This window comes from Paenibacillus humicola (assembly GCF_028826105.1).
GTDB classification, from domain to species: Bacteria; Bacillota; Bacilli; order Paenibacillales; family Paenibacillaceae; genus Paenibacillus_Z; species Paenibacillus_Z humicola.
The window spans coordinates 3,970,035-3,982,400 of record NZ_JAQGPL010000001.1 but is presented as its reverse complement, the minus strand read 5'-3'; the positions used below and the strand labels follow the sequence as shown (position 1 = coordinate 3,982,400).

General features: G+C 52.6%; 10 protein-coding genes. All 10 read left to right on the top strand.

What is annotated here, in order from left to right; translation table 11 throughout:
• The first annotated feature begins 12 nt into the window (after positions 1-12).
• The 10 genes from PD282_RS18385 to PD282_RS18340 all read left to right on the top strand — a co-directional run bounded on the left by PD282_RS18385 (position 13) and on the right by PD282_RS18340 (position 12,342).
• Positions 13-1,068 (top strand): NAD(P)-dependent alcohol dehydrogenase, encoded by a 1,056-nt coding sequence (locus PD282_RS18385; RefSeq protein WP_274652091.1) that lies wholly within the window; start codon positions 13-15, stop codon positions 1,066-1,068.
• Between the two features lie 484 nt (positions 1,069-1,552).
• Positions 1,553-2,749, top strand: a complete 1,197-nt coding sequence (locus tag PD282_RS18380) for a glycine C-acetyltransferase (RefSeq protein ID WP_274652090.1) — start codon at positions 1,553-1,555, stop codon at positions 2,747-2,749.
• Positions 2,750-2,794: 45 nt separating this feature from the next.
• Positions 2,795-3,742, top strand: coding sequence for an NAD-dependent epimerase/dehydratase family protein (locus PD282_RS18375; protein WP_274652089.1), 948 nt, complete (start codon positions 2,795-2,797; stop codon positions 3,740-3,742).
• A 274-nt stretch (positions 3,743-4,016) separates the two neighbouring features.
• Positions 4,017-4,976 (top strand): hydroxyacid dehydrogenase, encoded by a 960-nt coding sequence (locus PD282_RS18370; protein WP_274655315.1) that lies wholly within the window; start codon positions 4,017-4,019, stop codon positions 4,974-4,976.
• A complete protein-coding gene (locus PD282_RS18365; RefSeq protein WP_274652088.1) occupies positions 4,976-5,734 on the top strand; it encodes an HpcH/HpaI aldolase family protein in 759 nt (252 codons plus the stop codon). Before PD282_RS18370 ends, PD282_RS18365 begins: the two co-directional genes overlap by 1 nt.
• Positions 5,735-5,918: 184 nt before the next feature.
• Entirely contained in the window at positions 5,919-7,598 is a 1,680-nt protein-coding gene (locus PD282_RS18360) for a sensor histidine kinase (RefSeq protein WP_274652087.1), read from the top strand.
• Positions 7,579-9,165: a response regulator gene (locus PD282_RS18355; protein ID WP_274655313.1), complete on the top strand. Its 1,587-nt coding sequence runs from the start codon at positions 7,579-7,581 to the stop codon at positions 9,163-9,165. Before PD282_RS18360 ends, PD282_RS18355 begins: the two co-directional genes overlap by 20 nt.
• A gap of 97 nt (positions 9,166-9,262) precedes the next feature.
• Positions 9,263-10,606 carry an ABC transporter substrate-binding protein gene (locus tag PD282_RS18350; protein ID WP_274652086.1) on the top strand — a complete coding sequence of 448 codons (1,344 nt, stop codon included), beginning with the start codon at positions 9,263-9,265 and terminating at the stop codon, positions 10,604-10,606.
• Positions 10,607-10,616: 10 nt separating this feature from the next.
• Positions 10,617-11,513, top strand: a complete 897-nt coding sequence (locus PD282_RS18345) for a carbohydrate ABC transporter permease (RefSeq protein ID WP_274652085.1) — start codon at positions 10,617-10,619, stop codon at positions 11,511-11,513.
• A complete protein-coding gene (locus tag PD282_RS18340; protein WP_274652084.1) occupies positions 11,503-12,342 on the top strand; it encodes a carbohydrate ABC transporter permease in 840 nt (279 codons plus the stop codon). Before PD282_RS18345 ends, PD282_RS18340 begins: the two co-directional genes overlap by 11 nt.
• The last annotated feature ends 24 nt before the right edge of the window (positions 12,343-12,366 follow it).

The following is a 12,366-nucleotide window of genomic DNA, read 5'->3' as shown; positions in this document are numbered from 1 at the left end:
GTGTGAGCTTGGATGAATGGAACAATGAAAGCGGCCGTGATGAGCGCTCCGTTTGAAATCGATATCGTCGAAATGCCGCTGCCCGAGCTTCGGGACGATGAAGTATTGGTGAAAGTGATGGCGGTCGGAGTATGCGGATCCGATATCCATTACTATGAGCACGGCCGTATCGGCCGGTTCGTCGTGGAGAAGCCGATCATTCTCGGCCACGAATGCGCCGGCATCGTGGAGGCGGTCGGCGCCGCCGTCACGAAATTCAAGCCCGGAGACCGGGTCGCCGTCGAGCCCGGCGTCACCTGCGGCAGATGTCCCGCCTGCAAGGAAGGGCGTTATAACCTGTGCCCGGACGTGCAGTTTCTGGCGACCCCTCCCGTAGACGGGGCGTTCGTGCAGTATATCGCCCACCGGGAAGATTTCCTGTTTGCCATTCCGGACCGGCTCTCCTATGAAGAGGCTGCGCTCAACGAGCCGTTCTCCGTCGGCATCCACGCCGCCAAACGGGCCGGCGTCAAGCCGGGGCAGACCGTCGCGATCATGGGCATGGGCCCGGTCGGCTTGATGGCGGTTGTGGCGGCCAAGGCGTTCGGCGCGAAGCAGATCGTCGTCGCGGACCTGGAGCCGATCCGCTTGGAGGCGGCGTTGAGGCTTGGCGCAACGCACGCGGTCAACATCAGGGACGCCGACCCGGTGCAGGCGGTGCGCGAAGCGACGGGCGGCATCGGCGCGGACGTCGCGTTCGAGACAGCGGGCAATCCGAAGGCGCTGCAGTCGGCGCTGTATGCGGTACGCCGCGGAGGCAAGCTGGCGATCGTCGGCCTGCCGCCGCAGGATGAAATTCCGCTGAACATTCCGTGGATCGCGGATAACGAGCTGGACATTTTCGGCGTCTTCCGCTACGCCAACACGTATCCGCAAGGCATTTCGTTTCTGTCCTCCGATATCGCGGACGTACGTTCGCTGATCACCGACCGGTATCCGCTCGAACAAACGAAGGAAGCGATGGAACGGGCCCGCACCAACAAAAGCGGCAGCCTGAAAGTCGTCGTTTATCCGAACGGCCTTTTATAAGACCTGCCGGTTTCCGCCTTTTTGACGTGCTTTAATCAAGCATATCGCGAAAATGGAGCCAAGCGACGCCTAAAGCCATGAACTAGTATCAAAAATATAAAGCAAAGGAATCTTCAAATCCGCCTTCAAGCGGTGATGAAGGTTCTTTTTTATGCGCGAATTCGATCTCTCAGAGGGCTCAAATATCGCATACCGACTTGTATAGAAGCTAACCCTAAAAAATAGATAAAATTCCACTAAATTTAATTCCATAAATTTAATGACATTCATTTCACCCGCTGCCGCTGGTCATGCTCATGGGAGTCCTAAGCCTGTTTTCTAAGAAGCGCAGCTTCGGGCAGACGCTTTGCGTTTCGTTCATGTTTAGATCTCCTTTCAATGTCATATGTTAAAAGCAGGAGATACCGAAAAAAACCGGGTCGTGATCGTCCGCTGCAAAAGGACAAATTTGCTATCCGCAAGCGTCACAATGGAGGGGATTCCGATGTCCAGCAAAACGTTATCGGCCTTCTTAAAGGGAAATTTGGAGGCTTTGAAAAGCAAGGGTCTGTACAATGCGATTGATACGGTGCAGGGGGCCAACGGTCCGGTGATCGCAATTGACGGCAAATCGTTCATCAATCTTTCCTCCAACAACTACCTGGGTCTGGCTTCGGATCCGCGGCTGGTCGAAGCGGCCGTGAAAGCCGCGCGGCAGTACGGGGCCGGGTCCGGAGCGGTAAGAACGATCAACGGAACGCTGAAGCTCCATGTGGAACTGGAACAAAAGCTGGCCGAGTTCAAGCATACCGAGGCGGCGATCGTTTTCCAGTCCGGCTTTAACTGCAATATGGCCGCCATTTCGGCGGTTATGGATGAGCGGGATGCGATTTTGTCCGATGAGCTGAATCATGCTTCGATCATTGACGGCTGCCGTTTATCGAGAGCGAAAGTGATCCGATATCGTCATTCCGATATGAACGACCTGCGCGAAAAAGCGAAGGCAGCCAAAGAGAGCGGCCAGTACAACAAAATGATGGTGATTACGGACGGCGTATTCTCCATGGACGGCGATATCGCCAAGCTGCCGGAAATCGTCAACATTGCCGGGGAGCTCGACCTGATCACCTACGTGGACGACGCGCACGGCTCCGGCGTATTGGGAGACGGAGCGGGGACAGTGAAGCATTTCGGGCTTTCACGCAGCATCGATTTTCAAATCGGTACCTTGTCCAAAGCTATCGGGTCCGTGGGCGGTTATGTGGCCGGCTCGCAGGAGCTGATCGATTGGCTCAAGGTGCGCGGCAGGCCGTTCCTGTTCTCCACCTCCCTGCCTCCCGCCGCGGTTGCCGCTTCGATCGCCGCGATCGATATCCTGAAGAGCAGCTCGGAGCTGCAGAAGCGGCTGTGGGAAAACGCCGCTTATTTGAAGAAGGGGCTTTCCGGTCTCGGCTTCAACATCGGTTCCAGTGAAACGCCAATCACGCCCTGCATCGTTGGGGAGGAGATTTTGACGCAGCGATTTAGCCAAAGGCTGTATGAAGAAGGCGTGTATGCGAAAGCCATCGTATTCCCGACCGTGCCGAAAGGAACCGGAAGAGTGAGAAACATGCCGACGTCGGCGCATACCAAAGACATGCTCGACCGGGCGCTGTCCGCTTATGAAAAAGTCGGCAAACAATTGGCCGTCATACCGGGTTAAGCTCCTTCTCAAACAACCAAATGCTTCATTGGGGAGGCATATGAGATGAAACGGATCTTGGTAACCGGCGCCCTTGGCCAAATCGGCTCCGAATTAGTCGGGAAATTGAGAGAAAGGTACGGGAACGATCAAGTGATCGCGACGGATATCAGAAAAGCGGCCGATCCGGCACGATATGAACCGTTCGAGATTTTGGACGTGACGGATGTGCATGCGATGTTCGACATTGCCCGGAGACACCGCGTGAACACGGTGATCCATCTTGCCTCGTTATTGTCCGCCTCCGCGGAAGCGAGACCGCTTCTAGCCTGGCAGGTGAATATGGGCGGACTGCTCTGCGCCCTGGAAGTTTCCCGGGAGCTGGGCTGCCTGTTTTTTACGCCAAGCTCGATCGGCGCGTTCGGTCCGGGCACGCCCAAAGAAAATACGCCGCAGGATACGATCCAAAGACCGGCGACGATGTACGGCATCAATAAAGTATCCGGGGAGCTGCTGTGCGATTACTATTATCGAAAATTCGGCGTCGATACGCGCGGGCTGCGTTTTCCCGGGATCATCTCGTACAAAACGCCTCCCGGCGGCGGCACGACGGATTATGCCGTGGACATGTACAGAAACGCGGTCGCACATGGAAGGTATACCTCTTATATCGCCGCAGGTACCTATCTGGACATGATGTATATGCCAGATGCTTTGCAGGCCGTCGTCACGCTGCTGGAAGCCGATCCGTCCAGGCTGATTCACCGAAATGCCTTTAATGTCACGGCCATGAGCGTGGAGCCGGAAACCGTTGCCGCGGCCATCCGCAAGCATTTGCCGGCATTCGAGCTCGATTATGCCGTTGACCCCCTGAGGCAGGCGATCGCCGAAAGCTGGCCGAAATCGATGGACGCCACGGCAGCGCGAGACGAATGGGGGTTCCGGCCGGAATACGATCTGGAGAAAATGACACTCGACATGCTGGAACATTTGGGGGGAATAACAACCGCTTAGGCCGAGCTTCGGCCTGTATAAGCTTCGAGCAGGGGACGGAAGCACGGGCGTAGGCATCGGCCGATCCTGTGTGTCTTGAACCGACTCGAACTGAATATTCCGAATTTATGATCATTTTGTATTGACATCCTGCATGTTCATCCTTAACATGAATTTGAAATCGCGCAATCGATTGCAAAGTGCCGTCCTCAAGGTGACGGGACTTTGCCATCTCGTTTGTAAGCGCTTGCGAAAATAGGGAAACTGGACGAGAGGGTGATTAGCGTTGCCGAAGGTGCTGATCCCGCAAACCATTGCGGATGAAGGAGCCCGTTTTTTGATGGAAAGAGGCTATGAGATCGTGAAAGGAAGCGGAATTTCCGAGGACGAGCTCGCCGAAGCGATTCAAGCTTGCGATGCGGTTCTGGCCCGTACGGAAAGGTATACCGAGAACGTGATCCGGGCAGGCCGAAAGGTACGGGTCATCGCCAGGCACGGTGTCGGAGTGGACAACATCAACGTACCGCTGGCGACCGAGCTGGGTATCTACGTCACCACGACTCCCATGGCGAATGCCGTTTCGGTCGCGGAGCACGCCTTGACCCTCATTTTGGCCCTCTCCAAGAAACTGATGGCGATCGACCGGGCGTTCAGAAAAGGCAACTGGGAGATTCGCAATCAAGTATTCGGTATGGAGCTTGAGGGGAAAACGCTGGGTATTCTCGGTTTGGGCAGAATCGGTTCCATGCTTGCGAAGAAGGCTTACCACGGATTAGGGATGAACGTAATCGGATACGACCCTTACGTTCCAGCCGATCGTCTGCCGGAGGGCGTGCGGCAGGCCGATTGGAACGCCATATTTGAGCAAAGCGATTTTGTAAGCGTCCACCTGCCCGCAGCGCCGGAGACGATGGGGATCATCGGCCGGAAGGAGCTGGAGCTGATGAAGCCTTCCGCGTATTTCGTGAATGCTGCCAGAGGCGAGGTTGTGAACGAGCGCGATCTGGTCGCCGTTTTGAACGAAAACAGGATTGCCGGAGCGGGGCTGGACGTCTTTCGGGAGGAGCCGCTGCCTGCGAGCCATCCGTTTTTTCAAATGGAGCAGGTCCTGATGACTCCCCACAATGCGGCGTTAACCGAAGAATCCAGAGCCAAAATGGCCTTGCATGCCGCGATGAGCATCGACGAAGTGTTAACCGGTAAAAGTCCGAGCTGGCCGGTGAATCATCCGGTGCCGAAAGGAGTTAACCATTGATGAATAATAAGGTGAAAAAGAAAATCAAGGAAAACGGATACGTTGTCGGCTGTTTTCAGGGCTTTCACTCGGCCTCCGTCGTGGAGATGGTCGGTTATTCCGGCTTCGACTTTGTCGTCATCGACAATGAGCACGGCCCCTTGTCATGGGGCGAGGTGGAGGAAATGATCCGCGCGGCGGAACTCGCCGGCACGATGCCGTTCGTTCGGGTTGCGTACGATGCCTCCGACATTCAAAAAGCGCTTGACAGGGGCGCTTACGGCATCCATGTCCCGATGGTCAATACGAAGGAGCAGGCGATCGAGATCGTGCAGCGCGCGAAGTTCCCTCCGGCAGGCAGGCGGGGAACCGCCTATTCGTGCCGCGCCGCGCTTTATGGCGTGCACGGCGGAGCCGGCTATTTAAAGCAGGCTAACGATGAGATTCTAGTCGCCGTGCATATCGAAACGCCGGAGGCCGTGGACAATATCGAAGCGATTATGACAGTCGAAGGCATCGATGTGTGTTATATCGGGCCGACGGATTTGTCCGTTACGATGGGGTATGCCTCGGAAGGGCCGAGCCATCCGGAAGTGCAGAAGGCGATGAACCGCGTGCTGGAAAGCGGAAAAAAGCACGGCGTCGCCGTCGGCACGCAGGTCGGCAATGCGCAAGGGGTCACGCAGCAAATGGATTGGGGCGCCCGCTACGTCGGCGTCGGCATAACGCCGATGCTCTATTCGGCCTTTAAGGACGCGGCAAACGCGGGCAAGCGTTAACATGCCGGGCATCGCTCCTTAGAGCCGGGGAGTACGGGCTCAAAAAACGTTTGTCAAGCTGGTTTGGAGAACAAGGATATCGTTCCATACCATTCCTATATGGGTCTTCGGGCCGATTTAGGGATGGTTTTTCATTATCTTGCGGCACAGGCAGAATGCTGATCGCAAACGGGATGTGTGGACGATGAGGCTTAAGTCGAAGTATTTGCTCTTGCTGATCGTGATGGCTGTTCCGCTGACCGTCAGCTTATTGATCGCTTACCAGCAAATCCGGCAGCAAATCAAAGATAACTTGATAGCGGCTCAATTTCAGTTGATGAACCAGTTGAATATCAGCCTGCAGAATGCCGTTATCGAAGTAGACGACAAGCTGATGAGCGTATACGAATCTCCCGATATATACGATTATTTGACCAATCCTTACGGATACTCCCTTCAAGGTGAAAATCGGATGGTGAGCTTATTGCAGGTGCTGGCTTTGTCGCTTCGCGAAGCCAACAACGTTTTTCTGTACCTGAACGATGAGCATTTATGGTACGAGATCGAATACCAGGACTTGTCTTTGCAAAAAAGTACGGAGCTTACGGGTGAGGAGCGGCAATGGCTGGACAAAACCCGGAATCGAAACGGTGCCATGACGATCAATTATTCTTTCGATCAGCCTTCCGGGCAGTTGATTATCGGCCGATCCATAACGGATGTGATTCGAAAAACCTATATCGGCGTTCTCGGGATCGATTTGAATCCGCGTTTTTTCGAGAGTGTTTTGGCCGATCAAATTTCGAACCGCGACGCGATTGAGGTGATAAATGCGGAGGGAACCGCTCTCTATACGACACTAGCGGCCCCGATTGATAAACGCGGCATGATTGCCGTAAAAAGCTCCGCCAATCGATTCGGCTGGAGGGTCATCCAATATATCCCGAACGTTTTCCTGGCCCGGGCGGCATGGGATGCGATTAAATATACCATCTATCTGGGTGGGATGATGATCGCTGTTGCGGCATTGATGTGGCTCTCATTCTCCCGGCAAATATCGGGTCCGATCGTCAGGCTGGTCAGATCCATGAAGGATGTGGGAAACGGTGATTTTAAGCTGGTTTTGAGCGACGGCCGCGATGCATCCAGAGGCGATGAGATTGGGTTTTTGGCGAGGCAGTTCCAGTCCATGGTTCGAAAATTGGACGAACTGATTCAGAGTCAATATGAATTGAAATTGCAGGAGTCTTACTCCAGAGTAAAGGCGCTGCAGGCGCAAATCAATCCTCATTTTTTATACAACACGCTGACCGCGATATACTCGGAAGCATTGGATGCCGGCTCCGAAACGATATGCAGCATGATCAAATCGCTCTCTTCGATGTTCCGGTATACAATCGAGTCGGGTGAGGACATCGTTCCTTTGGGAAGGGAAATCGAGCATGTCCGGAATTATTTGCAGATCCAGCAATTCCGGTTCGAAAAAAATCTGGAGTATCGGATCGAAGCAGCCGAGCATTTACTTTCGTATCCATGTCTCAAATTATCGCTGCAGCCCATCGTAGAAAATGCGGTCATCCATGGCATATCCAAAAAAGGGTTTGGCGCCGTCGTTATTGCGGCCGAACGGCAAGGAGACCGAATCAGTTTGAGCATTCGGGATAACGGTGTCGGACTATCTAAGGAAAAGCTGGAAGCCCTTCGGCGGAATATGATGTCCGTCGGTGTCAGCGGCGACCATTTGGGTCTTCATAACGTTCAGCAGCGCATCCTTCATTATTTTAAGGATTCCGGCGCTATCCGAATCGAGAGCCAACCCGGAACCGGAACGACCGTAACTGTGGAATGGAGCGTGAAGCGCGGTGATGAAATTAATTATCATTGAAGACGAACCCAAGGTCAGAAAAGCGCTCAGATCGATTCTGGCAGCGCTTGATGAACCGATCGAAATCGCCGGCGAAGCTGAAAACGCACTTGAGGGATTGCGGTTAATCGAGGAATCGGAGCCGGATTTGATGCTGCTGGACCTGGCTATACCGGGGATGCACGGGCTGGAGCTTATCGCGCATATGCAGACAAATCGTCATGAGTGTCAGGTCGTCATCATCAGCGGACACGACAGTTTTGCTTTTGCTCAGCAGGCGCTGCGATATAATGTCGTGGACTATATTCTGAAGCCCTTCGACAAGAAGGACCTGTCCCGCGCGCTTGACAAAGCGATTCAGCGTATGCACAGCGCCGCATTCTTGAACGAAGCGGAATATGCGGCGATACGGCATAAACGTGAAGAAACGTCGAAAGCCCGTGCGCGAATCATTCGAAAGATTTATAACGGAGAGAAGCTGACGGTGAACGAACAGGCGCGATATCCGTTTTATCTCAATACCGAATGTTGGTCGGCTCATCTCGTGGTTGTTCGAAACTATTTTTCCGATTTACAAGAAAAATATAACGGAGACCTTGAGCTGGTTGAATACGTCCTGTGCAATTTCTTTGAAGAGATTCTTCAATCATCAAGTATTCCGTATATTTTCGGACCGGCGGGGAATAATTGCCGGCTTGTATTTTGGCTGCTGACGCCATGTAATGCATTGTCAAAGAACAAGCTGTGTGAAATCGCCGGTGTGATGAAAAAAATGGTGAAAATCGACTGCATGATCTTAAGAGAAGGATCGATCTTGACCAAAAATGAATTTTCCGTCGCGATTCATCAACTGGAGCACCGTTTATTACATATCGATCTATCGCAGTTTGAACCCGATCCTGCTGTCATCGACGTTGGCCAGGCGATCTCAAGTCCGCTAACCGACGAAAAGCTGTCGGAATTATCACGGCTGCTGCATAACATCCAGCTCTTTATCGATTACGGGATGCATGAGCAAGCAGCGGCCGCGCTGCAAGAGAGATTTGCATGCTGGCTCAATAACAAGCTTTTGACATGTCAATTCGTCTATTTGCTATTCTCCTCCTTGGTGCACAGCGATTCGGATGCGCTGCATGAAGAAGATCCGTTGACGCTTTGCCTAAAGGCGCAATTGAACGCCTGTTTCCTGCTGGACCGGCTGCTTGCCCGCTTGAAAAATATCGGTGAAAACTCCGATTGCGCAAAGCGACCGGCAACGCGCAAAGAACGAGCCGCAGCCGTTCAAACGTATATCGAGCTGAATTACAGCGAAGCTTTGTCGCTGACGGGACTTGCCCAAACCTTTTTTGTAAGCAAAGAATATTTGGCCAGCAGTTTCAAAGACGAGACCGGCGCCACCATCCATCAATACATCCAAAATATCCGCTTGCAGAAGGCGACCGAGCTTCTCCGTGAGCAGGAATACCGGATATCCGACGTCGCCCAGAGAGTCGGCTACGACAATTACAGTTATTTTGATAAGCTGTTTCGGAAGAAATACGGTCATACCCCTTCGGAATATCGCAGCAAAATCTTAAACCTGTGTTAGTTCGAATCTTAATCCTGAACTATCAAGATTCCGACAGCCCCCTTAATCTAATTGTAAGCGTTTAATAACGCTAATCCTTATGAGGGGGACATTGGGTATGAACTTGAGAAGATTCATGATTCCGTGTCTAATCGCTATCCTAGCTGCCGCTTTGACGATGAGCGGCTGCTCGGCGTCCACGTCGATTACGGGATCCGATGCCAAATCGCCGGATGCCAAAGACACTGGCGGCAAGGTTACGCTGAGATTCATGACAAGCGACAACTCGGAAGCCACCGCCTACAAAACCATTATCAGTGATTTTGAAAAACAGAATCCCAATATTAAAGTCGAAATGACGGTCGTTCCGGGCACCGAAACGTTTATAACGGCGTTGAAAGCCAAATTCTCCGCGAACGACGCGCCGGACCTGTACTCCTTTCAGGTCGGGGCGAGAACCCAGGAATTTGCTGCCGCCGGTTTGCTTGCGGATTTGTCGGGCGATCCGCAGCTGCTTCAGAACATTCAGAAGAAGGACCTTGCTTTGGTTACTTACAAAGGCGGTATTTATGCCGCGCCGACGAACTACCAGGCGACAGGAGTCTTTATCAACCAGGATGTATTCAGCAAGTACGGGCTGACTCCTCCGGAAAATTTTCAGCAGTTAATCGAAGTGAACAAAGCGTTCCAGCAAAAAGGTCTTCAATATCCGATGGTCATGGCGGGGAAAGACGTCGGCATCGTCTCGCAGTTTGATTTTCAATATTTGTCAACCGTGGTGCTGTACAATCAGCCGGATTATTACAAGCAAATCCTGGACGGCAAGCTTCATTTCAACAGCCCGCTCATGAAAAAGATGTTCGATCGCTATGCCCAGCTAAGAGCTTTTATGTCACCGGATTCGCTCGGTGTGGACGCGGACACGGCGGTGAAACGGTTCATAAAGGGCGAAGGGGCCATGCTGATGGACGGGACTTGGCGGATTCAGCCGATCAGGCAGTATGCGCCGGACATGAAGGTCATTATGATTCCTTCGGTGCTGCAGGAACCGAATCAAGAACGCGTGCTGAATGTCGGCGTTTCGCTGGGCGTTTCGCTGACGAAAAGCTCAAAGCATCCCGAAGAGGCCAAGAAATTTCTAGCCTATATCCTTACGCCTGAAGTCGGGAATACCTATGCGACCGTCGCGCAGCAGCTTTCCACCATCAAAGGAGTCAACGCCGTATTCGACCCGATGCTTCAGCCGCTGCTGCCTTACCTGAACGGGGACAAAACGGATAAGACGTCACCGCATGCGGATTTGACCTGGATCCCGGGGATTAAGGACGTGATGAAAACGGAAACGCAAAAATGGTTCTTGGGCGACAGCCTGGACAGCATTCTAAACGACTGGGAAGCGCAGCATCAGCGATTAATGAAGGAAAACCCGGATTTCGTCAATAACTACGGAAAAAACGGATGAGGTCAAAGTGATGCTAACCTCAAAGCTTACCAATCGCCGTTTCAAGGACCGAGTCCAGTTTTCTTCGCTGCTGCTGCCCGCGGTGATCTTTTATTGCGCTTTTGTCATCGTGCCGCTGCTTGGCGCTTTCTTTTACAGTGCGACGGATTGGGATGGAAAGACCGGAGGTTTCCATTTGATCGGCTTGAAGAATTACGCCGGCCTGATGTCGGATGCTTATGTCTGGCATACGCTCGGCGCAACGATGAAGTACACCGTCGCCGTAACCGTTTTCCAGAATGCGTTGGCATTATTCCTTGCCGTGGCTCTGGACCAAAGCTTGAAAACCAAGCATCTGCTCAGAACCTTGATTTTTATTATCTGTACGCTCAGCCCGTTGATCACCGGCTATATCTGGAGCTTTATGTACTCCGACCCCCTCATGACGCTTGGCCGTTTTCTGGGTATCGACGTTCTGGCTAACAATATATTGGGCAGCCGTCCTTTTGCGATTTATGCCGCGGCGTTTGCTTCGATCTGGCGAAGCGCGGGATGGACGATGGTCATTTACTTGGCCGGCCTGCAGATTATTCCCAAGGATCTGGTCGAAGCGGCCTCCGTCGACGGCGTGAACGCCTGGCAAAAATTGAGGAGCATCACCATTCCGCTGCTCGCGCCGGCTATTACGGTCAATATCGTGCTCACCTTTGAACGGGGATTGAAGGATTTTGACACCATTTTCGCCCTGACCGGGGGAGGACCGGGGGATAGCACTTCGATCATCGCTCTCAGCATTTACCGGGAAACCTTCTTTTTCTCCAGAGCCGGATACGGCACAGCGGTGGGCATCCTGTTGTTCATCTTAATCATTATTTGCACGCTGATTCAATTGAAGTTTTTACGAAGGAGGGAGGAAGATGTTAGCTGACCGGATCCGCCGAAAGCCCGGACTAAAGCTGTTTGAGCTGTTTATGATCATTTTCACCTTGGTGTACTGCTTTCCGTTTTATTTAATCGTCTCTACTTCGATGAAAACGCCGCCCGAGATTCTGATGTCGACTTTAGCTTTGCCTAAAACGTTCCATTTGCAAAATTATATCGATGCTTGGGAAGCGAGCAATTTCCCGCATGTGCAGCTCAATACGATGATCGTTTCGCTGACTTCCGTCATCGGCATCATCCTCATCGCTTCCATGGCATCGTTTACGATTGCCAAGCAGGCGAACGGCCTGAACCGGTTTCTGTATTATTTTTTCCTATCCGGCGTCATGATTCCCGTATATACCGTTCTCGTCCCGCTTTTGCAGCTGCTGAACAATTTGCGCCTTATGGACGCAATGCCGGGATTGATTCTCGTCTATATCGGGCAAGGGATGCCCTTCGCCGTATTCCTGACGGTTGGTTTCATTCGAGGCTTTCCCAAGGAAATCATGGAGGCGGGGACGATTGACGGATGCTCGGTGTACGATTTGTTCTGGAAAATCGTGCTGCCTTCGCTCAAGCCGATCATGGCGTCGCTGTTCATACTCGATTTGATCTGGATCTGGAACGATTTTCTGCTGCCGGTGCTGGTGCTGCAAAACAGTGAGCATTTCACCATCACGTTGTCTCAGTATGCTTTTTACGGAGAGTACGGGACAAAGTGGAATATTGCTTTTGCCGGCTATATGATGGCCATTATACCGCTTGCCTTGATTTATGCGGGCCTGCAAAAATTCGTCGTAAAGGGGATATCGGCAGGCGCGTTAAAGGGTTAAAATGGGAAAAGGGAGGGTGCGGAG